This window comes from Oceanimonas sp. GK1 (genome assembly GCF_000243075.1).
Lineage (GTDB): Bacteria > Pseudomonadota > Gammaproteobacteria > Enterobacterales > Aeromonadaceae > Oceanimonas.
The window spans coordinates 1,898,065-1,914,986 of sequence record NC_016745.1 but is presented as its reverse complement, the minus strand read 5'-3'; the positions used below and the strand labels follow the sequence as shown (position 1 = coordinate 1,914,986).

At 55.4% G+C, this 16,922-nt stretch carries 18 protein-coding genes and 1 pseudogene; 5 read left to right on the top strand and 14 right to left on the bottom strand.

Annotated elements, in window-relative coordinates; all coding sequences use genetic code 11:
- Positions 1 to 29: 29 nt before the first annotated feature.
- Positions 30 to 1,787, top strand: coding sequence for a phosphodiesterase (locus GU3_RS09105; protein ID WP_014292237.1), 1,758 nt, complete (start codon positions 30 to 32; stop codon positions 1,785 to 1,787).
- Positions 1,788 to 1,838: 51 nt separating this feature from the next.
- Here the strand turns inward: GU3_RS09105 and GU3_RS09100 are convergent, their stop codons facing one another.
- From GU3_RS09100 to GU3_RS09090, 3 genes are all read right to left on the bottom strand, one after another.
- Positions 1,839 to 2,126: an encapsulin-associated ferritin-like protein gene (locus GU3_RS09100; RefSeq protein ID WP_014292236.1), complete on the bottom strand. Its 288-nt coding sequence runs from the start codon at positions 2,124 to 2,126 to the stop codon at positions 1,839 to 1,841.
- Positions 2,127 to 2,267: 141 nt separating this feature from the next.
- Complete coding sequence (gene yiaY / locus GU3_RS09095) at positions 2,268 to 3,419, bottom strand: L-threonine dehydrogenase (protein ID WP_014292235.1); 1,152 nt, start codon at positions 3,417 to 3,419, stop codon at positions 2,268 to 2,270.
- A gap of 98 nt (positions 3,420 to 3,517) precedes the next feature.
- A complete protein-coding gene (locus tag GU3_RS09090) occupies positions 3,518 to 5,035 on the bottom strand; it encodes an aldehyde dehydrogenase family protein (protein ID WP_014292234.1) in 1,518 nt (505 codons plus the stop codon).
- 215 nt (positions 5,036 to 5,250) lie between these two features.
- Between GU3_RS09090 and GU3_RS09085 the strand changes: the two genes are divergently transcribed.
- Positions 5,251 to 6,945: a sigma-54-dependent Fis family transcriptional regulator gene (locus GU3_RS09085; RefSeq protein ID WP_014292233.1), complete on the top strand. Its 1,695-nt coding sequence runs from the start codon at positions 5,251 to 5,253 to the stop codon at positions 6,943 to 6,945.
- Here the strand turns inward: GU3_RS09085 and GU3_RS17460 are convergent.
- The 3 genes and pseudogenes from GU3_RS17460 to GU3_RS09075 form a co-directional block, all read right to left on the bottom strand.
- Positions 6,929 to 7,309, bottom strand: a complete 381-nt coding sequence (locus GU3_RS17460; RefSeq protein ID WP_237711185.1) for a CZB domain-containing protein — start codon at positions 7,307 to 7,309, stop codon at positions 6,929 to 6,931. The genes GU3_RS09085 and GU3_RS17460 overlap by 17 nt on opposite strands.
- Positions 7,310 to 7,351: 42 nt before the next feature.
- Positions 7,352 to 7,750: pseudogene (locus GU3_RS17455) on the bottom strand (methyl-accepting chemotaxis protein); the annotation flags it as partial.
- 395 nt (positions 7,751 to 8,145) lie between these two features.
- Positions 8,146 to 8,796 (bottom strand): murein L,D-transpeptidase family protein, encoded by a 651-nt coding sequence (locus tag GU3_RS09075; protein WP_014292231.1) that lies wholly within the window; start codon positions 8,794 to 8,796, stop codon positions 8,146 to 8,148.
- 340 nt (positions 8,797 to 9,136) lie between these two features.
- On the opposite strand from GU3_RS09075, the gene GU3_RS09070 reads away from it, so the two are divergent.
- Complete coding sequence (locus GU3_RS09070; RefSeq protein WP_237711124.1) at positions 9,137 to 9,604, top strand: hypothetical protein; 468 nt, start codon at positions 9,137 to 9,139, stop codon at positions 9,602 to 9,604.
- Positions 9,605 to 9,753: 149 nt separating this feature from the next.
- Here the strand turns inward: GU3_RS09070 and GU3_RS09065 are convergent, their stop codons facing one another.
- The 8 genes from GU3_RS09065 to GU3_RS09050 all read right to left on the bottom strand — a co-directional run bounded on the left by GU3_RS09065 (position 9,754) and on the right by GU3_RS09050 (position 15,934).
- Positions 9,754 to 10,755: a site-specific integrase gene (locus GU3_RS09065; protein ID WP_041543074.1), complete on the bottom strand. Its 1,002-nt coding sequence runs from the start codon at positions 10,753 to 10,755 to the stop codon at positions 9,754 to 9,756.
- A gap of 171 nt (positions 10,756 to 10,926) precedes the next feature.
- On the bottom strand, positions 10,927 to 11,490 hold the full coding sequence (locus tag GU3_RS17075) for a hypothetical protein (RefSeq protein ID WP_148265881.1): 564 nt from the start codon (positions 11,488 to 11,490) through the stop codon (positions 10,927 to 10,929).
- Entirely contained in the window at positions 11,487 to 12,410 is a 924-nt protein-coding gene (locus tag GU3_RS17070) for a hypothetical protein (protein WP_148265880.1), read from the bottom strand. Before GU3_RS17070 ends, GU3_RS17075 begins: the two co-directional genes overlap by 4 nt.
- 115 nt (positions 12,411 to 12,525) lie before the next feature.
- Positions 12,526 to 13,128, bottom strand: a complete 603-nt coding sequence (locus GU3_RS09060; protein WP_014292228.1) for a hypothetical protein — start codon at positions 13,126 to 13,128, stop codon at positions 12,526 to 12,528.
- A gap of 308 nt (positions 13,129 to 13,436) precedes the next feature.
- Positions 13,437 to 13,628, bottom strand: coding sequence for a hypothetical protein (locus GU3_RS17065; protein ID WP_148265879.1), 192 nt, complete (start codon positions 13,626 to 13,628; stop codon positions 13,437 to 13,439).
- Positions 13,629 to 14,049: 421 nt separating this feature from the next.
- A complete protein-coding gene (locus GU3_RS17060) occupies positions 14,050 to 14,328 on the bottom strand; it encodes a hypothetical protein (protein ID WP_148265878.1) in 279 nt (92 codons plus the stop codon).
- A 71-nt stretch (positions 14,329 to 14,399) separates the two neighbouring features.
- Positions 14,400 to 15,059: a hypothetical protein gene (locus tag GU3_RS09055; RefSeq protein WP_041543071.1), complete on the bottom strand. Its 660-nt coding sequence runs from the start codon at positions 15,057 to 15,059 to the stop codon at positions 14,400 to 14,402.
- 167 nt (positions 15,060 to 15,226) lie between these two features.
- A complete protein-coding gene (locus tag GU3_RS09050; RefSeq protein WP_237711123.1) occupies positions 15,227 to 15,934 on the bottom strand; it encodes an XRE family transcriptional regulator in 708 nt (235 codons plus the stop codon).
- 156 nt (positions 15,935 to 16,090) lie between these two features.
- On the opposite strand from GU3_RS09050, the gene GU3_RS09045 reads away from it, so the two are divergent.
- Both GU3_RS09045 and GU3_RS09040 read left to right on the top strand, forming a co-directional pair.
- Positions 16,091 to 16,342 (top strand): hypothetical protein, encoded by a 252-nt coding sequence (locus GU3_RS09045; RefSeq protein ID WP_041543069.1) that lies wholly within the window; start codon positions 16,091 to 16,093, stop codon positions 16,340 to 16,342.
- Between the two features lie 39 nt (positions 16,343 to 16,381).
- Complete coding sequence (locus GU3_RS09040) at positions 16,382 to 16,918, top strand: phage regulatory CII family protein (RefSeq protein ID WP_014292224.1); 537 nt, start codon at positions 16,382 to 16,384, stop codon at positions 16,916 to 16,918.
- Positions 16,919 to 16,922: the final 4 nt, after the last annotated feature.

Here is a 16,922-nt window from a genome sequence, read left to right as displayed (position 1 = left end):
CCGCATTAGCCGTTACCATTGAGCTTCAGATGATTCCACTTTCTTGTGTCAGCAACGATCTGACCGGCCTGCTTGCCGAGGGCCGGCTGCGGCCGCTGTTTCAGCCCATCATCGATATTCGGGCCGGACGTATTCTGGGCCATGAGGCCTTGATCCGCGGCCCTCAGGGCCACCGGCTGGAGTTTCCGGCGGCGCTGTTTGGCGAGGCCCGCGAGCTCGGCCTGCTGTCGGAGCTCGATCTGGCCTGCCGCCAGGCGGCCTTGCACCGCTACCATGAGCTCGGCATGAACGGCAGCCTGTTTGTCAACGTCAATCCCAATGTGCTGCTCGACCGCCACCACCCCAGGGGCTGCACCCGCCGGCTGGCGGAAGAGCTGGGCATTGCGCCCGAGCACATCGTGATTGAGCTGTCGGAGCAGGATGCGGTGCAGGATGCCGAAGGCCTGAAACAGGCGCTCAAACGCTACCGGGAGCTGGGCTTTCGCATCGCCATTGACGATCTCGGCGCCGGCTATTCCGGACTCAAGCTGTGGTCGGAGCTGCAACCCGATTTCGTCAAAATTGACCGTCACTTCATTCAGCACCTCGACCAGGATCCGGTGAAGCGGGAGTTTGTGCGCAGCATTGCCGCCCTGGCCCGCAGCATGGACTCGGCGGTGGTGGCCGAAGGCATTGAAACCCGGGCCGAGCTGGAGCAGTTGCAGGAGATGGGCATTCACTACTGCCAGGGCTACTGGCTGGGCCGTCCCGAGGCCAGCCCCCTCAGCTCGGTGCCGGCCTTTGTGCCCACCGGTGAACGCCACCTGGCCCGCCGCCAGCAGGATACGGTAGAGAGCCTGGCCCAGACCGCCCAGGCCATGGACGTGAACGCTCGGCTGACGGACGCCTTTGAACACCTGCTGGCCGACAGCCGGCTGCATTCCATTCCGGTGCTGGCGGGGGGCATGCCGGTGGGCATGCTGCACCGTTCACGGGTGATGGAGCTGTTTTCCACCCCCTTTGGCCGCGCCCTGTACGCCAACAAGCCCCTGTCCCGGGCCATGGACACTCAGCCGGTGATCGTGGAGCGGCACACCTCCCTGGACCGGGCCAGCCAGCTTATCACCGACGACGACAACGTCACCGCCCGCCAGCATTTCATCATTACCCACAACGGCCGCTACCATGGCCTGGGCTCGGTACGCGGCCTGCTGCGCACCATCACCGAACAGCGGCTGCAGCATGCCCGCCACGCCAACCCCCTGACCCAGTTGCCGGGCAACGTGCCCATCTACCGGGAGATCGACGAGGCCCTGCACCAGCAGCGGGATTTTTACGTAGCCTATTTTGATCTCAACCATTTCAAGCCCTACAACGACGTCTACGGTTACGCCCAGGGGGACAAGGTACTGCTGTGGGTCGCGCAACTGATGCAGCAGCTCATCGGCGGTGCCGGCCAGTTTCTGGGGCATGTGGGCGGAGACGATTTTGTGGCGGTGTTTGACGCCAGCTGCAACTGGCAGCGCCTGTGCAACGAGGTGATTCAGCGCTTTGACGAGGAAATTATCGGCTTTTACCGGACCGAAGACCGGCTGCGCCGGGGCATGGTGGCCCCTGCCCGCAACGGTGAACTGCAGCACTATTCATTGCTGGGCATTGCCATCGGTGTGGTCCATCCGGATGCCCAGCGCTGTCATTCTCACGAAGACGTGGCCCTGCTGGCCAGCGCCGCCAAGCACGATGCCAAGCAGCACGAACGCAGTTGCTGCTGTTTCAGCACCGAGCGCGGGCCACGCCGAAAGCCATAAAAAAGGCCAGGGCGTTGACCGCCATGGCCCGAGAGGAGCATGCCTGCTGGCTCAGTGGTGGCCGAGCGGGCCGCTGGTAAAGAGGTAGTCCTTGAGCTCCTTGTCAAAGGTGGGATCACGACGGCGAATCCATTCCAGCACCATGGCGGCGTGCTCTTTTTCTTCGTCCCGGTTGTGTTTGAGAATGGCCTTGAGCTCGGGATCCTTGCAGGCATCCACGCGCTGATTGTACCAGTCGACCGCTTCCAGCTCTTCCATCAGCGAGGTGATGGCCCTGTGCATGTCTCGGGTATCGTCGCTGAGCTCGTCAATGGGCTCGTGATAACCTTCGTTCGCCATGGTGGGCTCCTTGTGTTGACACATTTGCGCTGTTATTCAGTCTGGCCGACACCGGCGACTTTGCAACCCACTCAAGTGGGACGTATGAAGTGAGACAAAAGACGGGAGCGAAAAAATGCCGGGCTAAAAGCCCGGCATAGTTCAGAACGCGGCCTTGAAGATCCCCACCACCTCATCGTGAGTGGGCTGCACCGGGTTGGTCAGGCCGCAGGCGTCCTTCATGGCGTTGTGCGCCAGCTCGGCAAAGTCTTCTTCCTTCACCTTGAGCTCGCGCAGGCCGGCGGGAATGCCCACCTGCCGCGCCAGCCCCTCAATGGCCGCAATGCAGCGCTCCGCGCCCTGCTCCGGGGCCAGCCCCTGCACCGGTTCGCCCAGGGCGGCGGCCACCTCGGTAAGGCGCTGCGCCGCTACCCGGCTGTTAAAGCGCTGCACATGGGGCAGCAGCAAGGCATTGCACACGCCGTGGGGCAGATCGTAGAACCCGCCCAGCTGATGGGCCATGGCGTGCACATAACCCAGGGAGGCATTGTTAAAGGCCATGCCCGCCAGCAACTGGGCATAGGCCATGTTGTTGCGGGCAGCCATGTCGGCGCCGTTGGCCACGGCATTGGCCAGGTTGTTGCTTATCAGGGTAATGGCCTGAATGGCGCAGGCATCGGTAATGGGGTTGGCGGCGGTGGACACATAGGCCTCTACCGCGTGGGTGAGCGCATCCATGCCGGTGGCGGCGGTGAGCGAGGCCGGCATGTTTTTCATCAGGCCGGGATCGTTCACCGACAGCACCGGGGTAACGTGTTTGTCGACGATGGCCATCTTGATATGGGTGTTTTCGTCGGTAATGATGCAGAAACGAGTGATCTCCGAGGCGGTGCCGGCGGTGGTGTTGATGGCCACCAGCGGCAGTTGGGGCTTGGCGGACTGGTCGACCCCTTCATAGTCACGAATGTCGCCGCCGTTGCTGGCCACCAGGGCGATGGCCTTGGCGCAGTCGTGGGGCGAACCGCCGCCCAGGGAAATCACAAAGTCACACTGATTCTGCTTCAGCATCGCCAGCCCCGCGGTTACGTTGCCGGTGGTGGGGTTGGCCTGCACGCCGTCAAACACACTGGTCTGAATGTCCTTGTCCGCCAGGGCCTGTTGCAGCTGGCCGGCGTAACCCAGCTCCACCAGGGGCTTGTCGGTCACGATCAGGGCATGACGAAAACCGGACTCACTGATCTGGTTCACCGCCTGGCTCAGGGCACCGTCGCCGATCAGGTTGACGGCGGGCATAAAAAAGGTGGCTGTGCTCATGGATTGGCTCCCTTGTTGAGGCCTGCGCCTCTGTTGTTGTTGGTGATTCAGGAAAATGGCGCCGCATGAGCGGCGCCGCTTTGATTAGAAAAAGTCATTCAGAAAAACCCAAGGGGGTTGCTGCTGTAGCTGACCAGCATGCATTTGGTGAGCTGGTAGTGATCCAGCATCATCTTGTGGGTTTCTCGGCCGATGCCCGATTTCTTGTAACCGCCAAAGGCGGCATGGGCGGGATAGGCGTGATAGCAGTTCATCCACACTCGGCCGGCCTGAATGCCCCGGGCCATGCGGTAGGCGCGGTTCACGTCCCGGGTCCAGACCCCGGCCCCCAGGCCGAACTCGGTGTCGTTGGCAATGGCCAGGGCCTCGGCTTCGTCCTTGAAGGTGGTGACCCCCACCGCCGGACCGAAGATCTCTTCCTGAAACACCCGCATGTTGTTGCGACCCTGAAAGATGGTGGGCTGAATGTAGAAGCCGTTTTCCAGTCCGCTGATGGAGTTGGCCTGGCCGCCCAGCAGCATCTGGGCCCCTTCGGCGCGGCCAATTTCCATGTAGCCGAGAATTTTGTCGAACTGCTCCCGGGAAGCCTGGGCACCCACCTGGGTCTCGGTGTCCAGCGGATTGCCCTGCTTGATTTCCCGGCCCCGAACCAGCACCCGCTCCATAAAGTCATCAAAGATGCTTTCCTGCACCAGAGCCCGGGACGGACAGGTACAGACCTCACCCTGGTTAAAGAAGGTGAGCAGCATGCCCTCGATGCACTTGTCCACGAACTCGGGCTCAAAGCGCAGCACGTCTTCAAAGAAAATGTTGGGTGATTTACCGCCCAGCTCCACGGTGGAGGGGATCAGGCGCTCGGCGGCGGCCTTGAGGATGTGTTGGCCCACCGGGGTGGAGCCGGTAAAGGCCAGCTTGGCAATGCCGGGGTGGCGCAGAATCGCCTCGCCCGCCTCCGGGCCCAGGCCGTTGACCACGTTGATCACCCCCGGCGGCAGCAGATCGCCAATCAGCTCCATCAGCACCAGAATGGACGCCGGGGTCTGCTCGGCGGGCTTGAGCACGGTACAGCACCCCGCGGCCAGCACCGGGGCCAGCTTCCAGGCCGCCATCAGCAGCGGAAAGTTCCAGGGAATAATCTGACCCACTACCCCCACCGGCTCACGGAAGTGGTAGACGGCGGTGCTGCCATCCAGTTCGGCGGCGCTGCCTTCCTGGGCCCGAATGGCCCCGGCAAAATAACGGAAGTGATCCACCACCAGGGGAATGTCGGCGGCCAGGGTTTCCCGCACCGCCTTGCCGTTGTCCCAGGTTTCGGCCACCGCCAGCATTTCTCTGCTCTGCTCGATGCGATCGGCAATGCGCAACATCAGGTTGGCCCGTTCGGCCACCGGGGTGCTGCCCCAGCTGGCAAAGGCCTGGGTGGCTGCCTTGACGGCCAGATCGACATCGGCGGCGTCGGAGCGGGGCACTTCGCAAAAGACGGCCCCGTTCACCGGTGAGGTGTTTTCCATATAACGGCCATGCACCGGCGCCGTCCATTCACCGCCAATGTAGTTCTGGTAACGGGCCTTGAAGTTGACAACGGCACCGGGTTGTCCGGGTTGCTGATAGATCATGCTGCTCTCCTTGCTGAGTGGGTTCAGTAACGGGCTGATCAGTGCAAGGGCAATGCCAGATTTACATTTACATAACAAACTGCTGCCGGGGTCTTATTCTGCAAGGCATTGCGGGCTACACTGGAGCACATTGCTCGCCGGCAAAAACCGGTGAGCTGTAGCGCGAGTGTACGGGTGTTCAGTACAAGTGTTCAGTTTCCGCACAGGCGAAGATCATGACCTATCCCGCTCCAACCCCGCAGCCCGGCGAGCTGCTGACCCGCTCCTGGCAACGCAGCCAGACCTTTGGCCTGCAACGCAACCACGCCGCCGATCCCTGCTGCCTGAGTCCGGCCGCGCTGCGCCGGCGCCAGCAGCGCCACCGCCACCTGCTGAGCCTGCTGCAAACCGCCATGCCGCTGTTTGAACAATGGCAACGGGGGCGTGACTGCCGGCTGCTGTTTGCCGATGCCGACGGCACCATTTTGCTCAGCGCCGGCGACAGCCGCTTTGGCGATCGGGCCCGGCGCCTGGCCCTGGCCACCGGCGCCCGCTGGCACGAACAGACCATGGGCACCAACGCCATTGGCACCGCCATCCTGGAGCAGCAGGAGGTCTCGGTACTGGGTGAACAACACTACATGCATGCCAATGGCGCCATCAGTTGCAGCGCCAGCCCGGTGTTTTCCCCCACCGCCGAGCTGCTGGGGGTGATCGACATCTCCAGTGAGGCCGGCGAGCACAGCGCCGACATGCTGCTGACCGCCCGGCTGATGGCGCTGACCATGGAAAATGCCCTGGTCAGCGAACAGCAGGACGCCTGCTGGCTGCTGAGTCTGGCCAGCGACGCCGCCGGTCTGCAGCAGCCCTGGTCGGCCCTGATCGCTCTGCGCGAAGACGGCCGCCTGCTGGGCGCCAACCGCCGGGCCCGCCAGTGGCTGCCGGCACTGGATCCCGCCGCCCTGTTACGCCAGCTGCGCCAGGGGGAGCTCACCCCCTGGGGTCAGGGCATGGCCCTGCTGAGCCGAAAGCCGGCGGCGGCGCGCCCTCGTCCGGTGGCGGAACACTCCCCCGACACCGCCGCCCTGAAACTGCTGGAACACGGCGTGCCCCTGCTGCTGCAGGGAGAGACCGGCACCGGCAAGGATCACCTGGTACGCCGGCTGCACCAGCAAAGCCGGCGCGCGCAAGGGCCGCTGGTGGCGGTGAACTGCGGGGCCCTGCCCAGCGAGCTGATTGAGGCGGAGCTCTTTGGCCACGCCCCCGGCGCCTTTACCGGCGGTCACAAGGCCGGGCGCACCGGTTATGTGCGCGCCGCCCATCGGGGCATTTTGTTTCTGGATGAAATCGGCGAGCTGCCGCTGGCCGCCCAGACCCGGCTGCTCAGGGTATTGCAGGAAAAAACGGTGGTACCCCTGGGCTGCCATGAGCCCGAGCCGGTGGACTTTTGCGTGGTGGCCGCCAGCCACCGGGATCTGGAGACCATGGTGGCGGAAGGCCGGTTTCGGCAGGATCTGTATTTTCGCCTGAACGGCTACCGGCTCACCCTGCCGCCCCTGCGCGAGTTTGCGCGGCCGGCGTTTGACGCCCTGGTAGAGCAATTACTGCAGGAGCTACACGGTGAACGGGCCCGGCTGGCCACCGGGTTGATGGACAGCCTGCACACCTGTTCCTGGCCGGGCAATATTCGCCAGCTCAGACAGGTGCTGGAAGTGGCCGGCATTCTCGCCGACGGTGGTGTGATTGAGGCGCATCACCTGCCCGAACTGCCCGCCCCGTCCGGAAAAAGGCCGGCACAGGATCTGAAGTCCTCAGCCGAGCGGCAAATCAGGCAAGTGTTGGCAGCCTGCGGGGGCAATGTGAGCGAGGCGGCGCGGCGCCTGGGGATCAGCCGCACCACCCTGTATGCCCGGCTCAGGAAACGCGGTTAACCTCGGTTTCCAGTGCCTCCAGCTGGCGGGTGACGTCAAGGCTGGCGGCCTCCATGGCCTGCAGGCAGCGCAGGCCTTCCTCCCCCCGGCCGGCGGCAAAGGCCTGCAATGCCAGGGCGCCCTGCTCGTGGACCCGCTTATGGCCACCTTCGAGGTTGCGGTAGGAGGTCAGGTGGCTATAAAGACGGGCTCCTCGCCCCTCGTAATACCACCGGCCCAGGCGACATTCGGTATGGGTGGTGACCGGCTGCTCAAAACTCTGCTGTTCAATGCGCTGGTAGATATCACTTTTCCAAACGGCGTGATCGAGCTTGACCGCTTCCAGAAAGGCCACGGCGGCGTTGCACTGGATCACCCGGCGCATGGCCTCGGCCTGGGTCACCACTTCCCGGGTGACTTCGTCGATCTGCTGGGCGGAAGAGGCGATTTCATTGGTGCTGAGCACGGATTCGTTGACGGTGGCGTGAATGGCCCGGCTCTGCTCCAGCACCTGCTGCACCAGGTTGTTGATGTTGCCGCTGGCTTCATGGGCCTTGCCAGCCAGGTTGCGCACCTCGTCCGCCACCACCGCAAATCCCCGACCCTGCTCACCGGCCCGGGCCGCCTCAATGGCGGCGTTGAGTGCCAACAGGTTGGTCTGCTCGGAGATTTCCTGAATGACCGACACGAAGTTGCTGATTTTTCCGGCGGTTTCCGTCAGCACGGCGGCACTGTCGGCGCTGCGGGAGACTTCGGCGTTGATCACCGATGACCGCTGCTTGAGCACCTCGGTGGCCTGGTAGGTTTGCTCGAACACCCCTTCCATTTCCACCAGTTTTTCCCGCTCGGCCAGCAGGCTCTCTGCGTTGTTCACCATGCCGGCACGAATGGCCTGCAGCATGTCGCTGCCGCGCAATACCACCTGGGTCAGACCCCGGCAACTGCGCTGCTCGTCCCGAATCTGCGCCAGCTCCTCACGCAGCCCGCTCAGCTCGCTTTCCCTGGCCGCAATGCGGGTTTCATAGTCGGCCACCTGTGCCGCCAGTTGCTGCTCCAGCTCTTCCACCCGCTTTTTTGTTTTTGACGCGAACATGCCTTCTCCTGAGTCCCTGATATGGGCTTATTAAGCAATACCGCGAAGGATGCGACAAGGGGTGACGGTAGCGGAATGGTCCTTTTTTTACGGGTTGTGATGCGGGCCGGAAAGCAAAGGCTGTCGGCTCAGATCTCCTCGTTGCGCGGGTATTTGGCAAACTCCCGGGAAATATCGGCATAGAGCTCCACCGCCCAGCGCGGCAGATTGGCGGCAAAGCCGTCGAGCGGCTCCCGGCGGGGATCTCGGGGGGCGATGATCACCGAGGTATTGCCGACACCGATATGGCTGACCAGCACAAACAGCTCCTCAATGGCGATGTCGCCGATGGCCAGGCAGCCGACGGACTCGGCCTTGCCATGAATGTAGATATCGCCGCCCGGATCGGTCCGCCCTTCCTTGGCCGCCCGCATCAGATCGTAGGAATTGGGATAGTTAAGCCGCATCGACAGATGAAAGCGGCTGTCGGGATTCAGGTGGGTAATGCGGTAGATACCCTCGGGTACCTGCTTGTCCCCTTCCCTGAGCTTGGGTCCGGGCCCGCCGCTGGCTTTGCGTACCGGGTAGCTGCGGATAAAGCGGAAATCACCGTTATCGTTGCGGGCCCACAGCTCCAGGGCTTTTTCTTCCTTGGTGGCCAGCAGCACTATGTCTCTGGGCGGGTAGTCCACCTCGGCGCGCATGAAATAGGGTTTCATGCGAATTTCCGCCAGCGGCCCATAGGCGGCAACCACATTTTCCACAGAGCCGTGGACATAGCTGAAAGCGGCGTTCGACATAAGCAGAGTCGTTAAAAAAAGGGTTGGCGCGACAAAAGCGGACAGAAAGCGCATAAATACCAGTTAACTCTTATAGACATCCTGCTTCAATGATAGCCCGGCGCAAGGATGGTTGTAACCACTTGGCACGCAAATAACGTCGTTTGGTTTGTCCTGAGAGCCCGGGGCGCCCACACTGATAGCAGGACAAGGGCGCCATCGCCCGACCCAGAACATTTGGAGGTTCACCATGTTTCCGGCTTTACGGCTGTGGCCCGTCCTGCTGCTGGCAGGTTGCGCCCAGGTTTTTCCCCCTGTCACCCGGAATGCTCCCCCCGTCATTAACGAGCGCAGCCCCGGTGTGACCGTGACTCAAGACGCGCCGCCACGCCTGGCTGCCCTCACCTTTTTTGCCACCACGGCGTTTAACGAAGCCCGGGCCGCCGCCTGCACCGAAAAGCTGCTGATGGCGCAGGCCGGGGAGGAAAAAGTCATACGCTACCGTGGCCGCGACATGCTCAGTGCCGACGGCCTGGTAGACAACCGGGCCAGGGTTTACACCCTGTTGCCGGTACAGGACCGCATTCGCTTTGAGCTGACCCTGCTGGCCAAGGTCTCGGGCACCACCTATGGCTTTCGCCGAATTGAATCGGCCCGCCATGACCCCCTGGGCATAAACAGCCACGACTACGCTCCCCTGTCCCCCTCAGGCACGGAAACCCAGCAGGTCTATCAGCGGCTGCAACGGCTGTTCCAGGAGCTGGACAGGTGTATTGAGGGTGACGAAGCGGAAATCATTGATTTACATGGTGCCCGGAGCGGGACTTGAACCCGCACGCCCTTGCGAGCGAGGGATTTTAAATCCTTTCAGCCTCATTTAAAATCAAGTACTTACAATAAAATCAACGACTTAATATTTCAGCAAGACACAAAAAATGGCAGCAAACTAAAAATTTGCTGCCATTTTGCTGCCACTTTTCAAAGCTGGTGCAGGGTGAGCGGATTGAGCTTTACCGCGTCTTCCAGGTGATTTGGCGCGAAGTGGGCATAACGCATAGTCATGGTGATGGTGGAGTGCCCAAGTATGCGCTGCAGCACCAGAATATTGCCGCCGTTCATCATGAAGTGGCTGGCAAAGGTGTGTCGCAACACATGGGAGCACTGCCCTTCCGGCAGCTCCAGTTTTGCACGGGTCACAGCATCACGGAATGCCTCGTAGCAATCCTTGAACAACCTGCCCCGCCGCCGGGGCAGCGAGGCGAACAGCTCGGGGGAAATGGGAATGGTGCGGTTGCGCTTGCCCTTGGTCTTGATAAACGACACCCGGTAGGGCGAGAGCTGCGACTGGGTGAGCGTTTCCGCCTCCGACCAGCGGGCGCCGGTGGCCAGGCAAATGCGCACCACATGGTAAAGGTCCGGGTTCTGGCTCTCCTTGCAGGCATCCAGCAGCCGGACAATCTCTTCCTGGTACAGGAACGCCAGCTCCGACTCGCTCACCTTGTAGGTGCGAATGCCGTCCAGCGGGTTGGCGCCGTCCCACTCCCCCAGCCGCTTCAGCTCGTTGAACACCGCCCGCAGATAGGCGTGCTCCCGGTTCACCGTGGTGGGCGTAACCGGCCGGGTGTTTTCGTCGCCGGCCAGCCGGCGCTCCCGGTAGCTGGCGAAGTCTTTCGCGGTAAATTCGGTGGCCACCGGATTATCCAGGGCATTCACCAGATGATTGAGCTTGGACAGGCGACTGGTGCCATCGGTCAGGCTCTGGCCGTGCAGGCCATACCAACGGTCCACTAGATCACTCAGCCGCCGTTCTTCCTGCTCGTCGGCCTCGTTCTGCCAGGGCTTGTCTGCCGAGAGCAGGTGCCGTTCAAAGGCCATGGCCTCGCCCTTGGTGGTGAACAGCCGGCGGATCCGCCGACCGTCCCGCCCTTCCGGGAACACCTGAGCCTGCCACTTGCCAGAGGGTAACTTTTTAACTGCCATATCATGTGCGGGTTATTGCAAATTACTGTAATTATATACAGCTCAAAGTGTGTAAGTACATATATAAGAACAGCAAGGTTATACAGTAACTCCATGAAAAGCTGTTGTAGGAAGGCATAAAAAAGCCGTCTTCTGACGGCTCTTTATAAATGATGAATAAATAACAAAAATCTAATTTGATACCAAAAGTGCATATATTCTTTTTACAACCATCAGAATAGTAAAAATCAGATGTGACAGAATGAATACCATAATCGGTGTAAATAAAATCTCTAAAAGATCAAAAGATATCTTACCCTTGATAGGCTCAGGCACAGATGTATAAAGTAAGGAGAGAGCAGAAACAGCAACCAGTGAGATTGAGACAACGATACAATATGATATATTCAAATAAAGTTGAGACATCAATTTTAACCTAACACCTGACATAGGGGAGTGATATGTAGAATAATCATCTCCACCCTCACACATCTTTTCTTTCAGCTTGCTTTCTTGATCGTAAACCAGCACAAGAACACTCATTAGAAGAGCGGTAAAAATAGCACCAAAGTTAACCGACAAGGATATAATATTATTATCAGCCTTCAGATCAAGAAAATAACCAAAGAGCGAAAATGAAAAAGGCACAAGTAAAAATGTAGAATAGTCTGCAAGAATGCCAGCTATCCCTTGCCCTTCATGCAAGGATTTAAAGTGTCCTCTAACAATGTGAAAAACATTTATTTTGGAGCTCATAACCCCTCCACGTTAGGGTATAGCCTAGTCCTGAAATCATCTAAAACAGACACAGTCCAATTATACATTGAATTGAACTCCGGTACACCACCTATCAACTCCACAGTGTCTGGTACAACAACCTCAGTGTTACCACGCCTGCTTTTCTTTCCAATTCTAAAAGAGCGTTGTCTATCACCCAGCTGCAATAATACTTTGACATCATCCCCAATCTCATCAAGCTCTTCAACCAATTTGGCTTCGGGCGTCCCTGGCTTTAATAGATTTCTAAAAGGCCCTAAGCTTTTATTTTTGTGAGGTTTTATTGTAAAGTTCGTGTGTATATCACCTGATAGAAAAGGAATATCTGCTATATCATTTGGCGTTTTCAACCTCATTGCTACAATTTCTTTAGTTTCAGCATTAGCCCACTCTTGCAGAATGGAGTCAAAACTAAGTGGATTCAATTGCAATGAACGTCGAGTATACCGTTCCAGATAAGGTCTAAATTGTTTCTGAAACACGGATTTGGTTCCATCGCTTCTTACAGTGTGAAACAGTGCAACTCCATCTCTCGAATTAGCAGGAACCCAGAACAAGTAAAAATACTTTGTCATATCAGCATTATCTGTTTTCTTTTCAAATTCCGTCTCATTATTTCTGATGTTGATAATGTCCGACTCTATACCATAATGCCCGTACTCTAACCAACCTGATACAATTCGTTTCTTTGCATCCGAAATCTTTGGCTCAAACTTATAAACCTGTTTGGTTTCCTTTATTGTCACATATTCTTTAGCGCCACCAATAAAGCTATTCAGTAAATTAAAAAGATCATAACCCCCTATTTTATTTAAGTAGTGATACGAGTTTTCACCTTTATTTTTACGACCAGCATCTGAGTTATGACAGCGAATTGAATAGGCAGTTACAGCGTGCACAGAATAATCCTTAATTAACGTTATAAATCAAAAAAAACAATTTCCAATTGAATAGGTTAAAAGTTAACTTTTATAAACATTAGAGCATTTCGCCCCCCCAACTTTGAAACTCTCGTTATGATTTATCAAACTCAATGCTAATCAATAACTTTCTTGCTTGCTCTGTTTTAATTTGTGCAGTTGCACACATGGCCGAAAAAAACAAAAGACTAACTATTAAAAATAGACTAGTAAGGAATGAAGAGTCATTTCCGGACTTTAGCTCATGGATTATATTCAGAAGACTCAAACCAAGCATTGAAAATGCATAGTAGCCAATCATAAAAAAAAAGCCTTTAAGCCTTAATGCTCTCACTGTGTTTTTACTATGAAGTTTGAGCTGAGAATCAGTTTTATTAAAAACAAAATAGGGTGCTGCACTTTGGTACAAGTGAATATTTAAAGACGGGCGAGAGGTCCTTAAAAAATACACAATCTCCTTATAGTTCATTAAGTAACCGTAACGTTCACTAAATACTTGCTCCACAAGGTAAGCATTACTTTTATCGAGAGTCTTTAACTCTTCAACAACAAAACGTTTCTTGGAACTAACTTCTTCAATTTTTGAATCAAAGTATTTTTTCGCCACCTTAATAGAGAAGAGAAAAAGCAACATTGAAAATATAGAAACTTGAGGTATCTGAAAAACATTTTCAGCGTATTTGATTAATGATTCCATTCAACTAGTTACTCATTGAATTATAATAATGGTTATGCACAAGTCATCATCAGAAACGGATACCTGCTCGTTATCATCTGGCACTCCCATAGCGAGCGAAAAAAGCTACTATTATTAGTTCTGGTTTCTTATACACAAACACGGACTTGGAAGAAGGCACGCTACCGACCGGGCGTTACAGGCCACCAATTCTTCCATAACCGTATCAGTAATGCCGCTAATGCAACTTAATCAACTGATAAAGCTAAACTAGACACCTAGTAAGCCTCACGAGCCTATTTTTAACCCTGCTCGTAGAACACTAACAGTTATATAGATCTATCATACGGTTCGAGTTTTCCACTTTCTTTTCTAAGCGCATACTGACGGCGGATCATTTGCTTTGCATCATCAATAGTGATACCTAACTCATTACAGTGTGAATGAAGAATCGACTCCCCACCCCCATCTCTGTAAGCAAGATAGACGCTTTCTTCTACACTTAATTTTATTTCTGACATTCCTTTCTCCTTGTTTTAGTAACGAACATTTCAATGGACAGCTGCAACTTTTTACCTGCAGCATCAGTGAAACGTTGTTAATCGATCAACTAATTCCTTTAACCGGCAATTGCTGAGAGTAAAAACGAGCCTATAGAGGCGATAGCTCCAGCATTTGGCAGCGCAGATACTAGTGTTCTAATAACAGATTTGCTTGGAGAGTTTGGCTCAAACTGAAATTGGATGGCATCGACCATCTCTAGTGCATTTTCTCTCATCTTCAGTGTCAACTAGCCTTTCTATTTCCTGTCAAAGCATTGCCAGATGCTTAGCCATATTTGATTAGTGTTAACAATATTCGTAGAATTATCTGTAGAATGGTGGTTTACACGAGCATTAGGGCCACTGATGTTATAGGTAATCGTTTGAATCGCCCACTTTATTAGTCAGCACTAATACTCCATTTACTATCTTCGAGTATTCCCATCATTTTATGTATGTAGGATATATACTCTTTAACATCTTTTTCGAGTTCGAATTTTTCTCTTCGATACCACCACCCACCAGAAGACTGCTGAATCACAAGTTCAATCTTATTACACGAACTAACACTGTATCCGGTACAACCAGTGTCTACTGGCGTCTTTGAACCTGATTCAACATCAACAGCCCAGATATAACCATCCGCAAGTTCTAAAAAATCAAAATACTGTTTTTCCACTTAGCCCCCTTCTAATCCAATCTGAAATTAAAGGAAAATGTCACACCGTCCTTTAATAATTTATCAACTGCTCACGCCATCAGCTTGCGAGTAAGCATAGACGTTACTTTGAATTTCCCGAAGAAAACATGAACAACTGTAATACTGGATTGATAGTGAGGCACTCCGAAAATAGTGGCCGTATATATTCGTTCATTCTTTGTGCCTGGCTCGCCAAATGCCATAACATCTATAGGCTGCCCTGAATAGAAATTATCTATTTCAGACTCTATTAACTTAACTTGTGGATCAGTTTGACCAACAAAATTGTGATATATGTGGCTAATCTTGTAGTTTTTGGGTAGAGGGGCTTTGCATGCTTTAAAAACGATGCCGCACGAAAGAGCTGTGAAGAAATCATTGAAACGTGCCTCGTCAACTTTGTACTTAACAGCCCCATTCGCCAACGGAATGGCACCCAAGGCCAGCTTCTTCCGAAGGGCTCCATTGTTGTACTCTAATTGTCGAACAACCTTCTCCTCGAAAACCTCTCTTGCTCGATTGCTTGGGGAAGCATTCATGCATATATGTGCAAGTACATACAAATCGTCAGTAGACTTTGCATTGTTATGTTTTTCACAAGATTTAACCGTCAGAAGCTGTTCTTTCTCTCCGTCGGGAAAAAATGAACGTGGTGGTATGTGCTCTTTGGTCGTTCCTTTGCCAGTGCATCCTTGAAAGTAGCAGCTCATCCAACTCCCCCCTAAATAATTAAAATTATAAAAAAAGAGACGCTACCGCCCGAGTGTTACAGGCCACCAAGCCTTCCTTCACCATATCAGTGATACCATCAGTTCATAACTCACTGATGCCACTGTGTTTTCCGTAACACTTTAATAGTGCGCATGCGCATATAAATTTAAATCTTCTTCCCAGTCCACCTGGCGATGATGCGTATGTCGTCGGGTTTGTTGCTTTGCGTGAGGTGGATCTCCCGGTAGGCCGGGTTGTCGCTTTTGATGTAGAGGCCGCCCATCAGGTCGGACTGCAGGCGTTTGATCAGTAGCTGGCCGTTGAGGCGGAGCACGTACACGCTGTCGGGCAGATTCTCTACTGCGTCTTCGGGCAGCATTTCCACCAGCGGGGTGTCGCCGTGTTCCAGGGTCGGGCTCATGGAGTCGCCGTGCACTTTGAGCACGGCCAGGCGTTTGCCGAGCAGGCCGTGGTCTTCAAGCCAGGCGGTGGAGAACGGCACTCGGGCTTCCAGGTGATCCCATTCGTTGTGGGCCCCGTTGCCGGCGGAGACAAAGACGTCGTAGCTATCAACCCAGAGCACTTTTGATTGTGACTCGGCAACGCTGCTATCTGCAGAACGACTACCTTGGCCAGTAGCCAGCCACTTCACATCTACGCCGGCGGCATTTGCGATAGCGATCAGCCGTTCCACGTTCGGAGTTGATGCTCCTGAACGGTACTTTTTGATGGCCGTATCGCTCAAACCACATCTGGCTCCAAACGAACGAGCCGACTCATCCCCCAGGATCAGTTCCATTCGTTCTGTAAAACCCTTCAGATCGAACGAGTCCACGCCTGCAGCCGCCTCTTTTGAACCCTCAAAGTTTGACATAGATCACACTTAGCGCCTTTTTGGTGACTATTGCGTTTTAAATGGTCTTGATGATTAAACCAAATGATCTAATAATCACTTCACACAAACGAATGGACCTGAAAATCGGTTCAAACAAGACCAACAAAGCGCAATAACAAGCAATAGGTGTCAATTATGACTCAAATAGCTATCCATTTCGACACACCCGTGGTCAGTGTTGACCGCTTTTGTGAGCTTTCGGGCATGACCAAGGCCACGGTGCAACGCCGCATTGAAGAAGGCCGCATTCCGGTTATGCCCAAGCAGGGCAAACGGGAGGTGGTCATGGTCAACCTTATGGCCCTGGCCATGCTGGGTGCCGAGCACTTCAAGGAGCACGTCGCCCCGCGCAAGCCGGGCCCCAAGTCGCGCCGCCCCCGGGCTTAACCCCTCACGCTTATTCAACCACGCCAAGGATGCCAACGAATGTTTAAGCCTCATTTGGATAAATACGGCACCGAGTTCCCGCACTGGGAGTCGGCCGTGGCCCGCTTCAAGGCCGCGCACAATCAAAGTGAAGTCGCCCGCAGCATAGGCACACAACCGCAACTGTGGATTAACAAGCTCTCCCCCGAGCAGAGCGGCGAGCCCACCGTTAAAAACGTGATTGCCGCCGCCCGCGTAACCGGCGACTGCACCCTGGTGCACGGCCTGCTACTGGAGCTGGATATGGCCGGCATTGCCCTGCCCAAGAGCAACCACCAGGGCGACGAGCAGCCGCTCACCAGCCAGGCGCTGGAGATCACCGCCACCGCCGGCGAGCTGGCCCGGGATGCCATCAGCGCTCAGCAAGCCGGCCGGGTATGCCAGCAACGCCGCGACAACGCGGTGAGCAAGGCCACTGCCATGATGGGCGCCCTCGCCCTGTTTGTGCACAACGTGGAAAGCCGCTTTCACGCCATACCCGGCATGACCGTTGCCTTCGACACCCTCACCACCAGCGCCGTACCCGGAATTTCTTGAGGAG

Excerpts from the sequence above, each read along its gene's own strand:
- GU3_RS09105 (WP_014292237.1), top strand. The coding sequence starts at position 30 with ATGATTCCACTTTCTTGTGTCAGCAACGATCTGACCGGCCTGCTTGCC.
- GU3_RS09100 (WP_014292236.1), bottom strand. The coding sequence starts at position 2,126 with ATGGCGAACGAAGGTTATCACGAGCCCATTGACGAGCTCAGCGACGAT.
- yiaY (WP_014292235.1), bottom strand. The coding sequence starts at position 3,419 with ATGAGCACAGCCACCTTTTTTATGCCCGCCGTCAACCTGATCGGCGAC.
- GU3_RS09090 (WP_014292234.1), bottom strand. The coding sequence starts at position 5,035 with ATGATCTATCAGCAACCCGGACAACCCGGTGCCGTTGTCAACTTCAAG.
- GU3_RS09085 (WP_014292233.1), top strand. The coding sequence starts at position 5,251 with ATGACCTATCCCGCTCCAACCCCGCAGCCCGGCGAGCTGCTGACCCGC.
- GU3_RS17460 (WP_237711185.1), bottom strand. The coding sequence starts at position 7,309 with ATGCGCCGGGTGATCCAGTGCAACGCCGCCGTGGCCTTTCTGGAAGCG.
- GU3_RS09075 (WP_014292231.1), bottom strand. The coding sequence starts at position 8,796 with ATGTCGAACGCCGCTTTCAGCTATGTCCACGGCTCTGTGGAAAATGTG.
- GU3_RS09065 (WP_041543074.1), bottom strand. The coding sequence starts at position 10,755 with ATGGCAGTTAAAAAGTTACCCTCTGGCAAGTGGCAGGCTCAGGTGTTC.
- GU3_RS17075 (WP_148265881.1), bottom strand. The coding sequence starts at position 11,490 with ATGAGCTCCAAAATAAATGTTTTTCACATTGTTAGAGGACACTTTAAA.
- GU3_RS09060 (WP_014292228.1), bottom strand. The coding sequence starts at position 13,128 with ATGGAATCATTAATCAAATACGCTGAAAATGTTTTTCAGATACCTCAA.
- GU3_RS17065 (WP_148265879.1), bottom strand. The coding sequence starts at position 13,628 with ATGTCAGAAATAAAATTAAGTGTAGAAGAAAGCGTCTATCTTGCTTAC.
- GU3_RS09055 (WP_041543071.1), bottom strand. The coding sequence starts at position 15,059 with ATGAGCTGCTACTTTCAAGGATGCACTGGCAAAGGAACGACCAAAGAG.
- GU3_RS09050 (WP_237711123.1), bottom strand. The coding sequence starts at position 15,934 with ATGTCAAACTTTGAGGGTTCAAAAGAGGCGGCTGCAGGCGTGGACTCG.
- GU3_RS09045 (WP_041543069.1), top strand. The coding sequence starts at position 16,091 with ATGACTCAAATAGCTATCCATTTCGACACACCCGTGGTCAGTGTTGAC.
- GU3_RS09040 (WP_014292224.1), top strand. The coding sequence starts at position 16,382 with ATGTTTAAGCCTCATTTGGATAAATACGGCACCGAGTTCCCGCACTGG.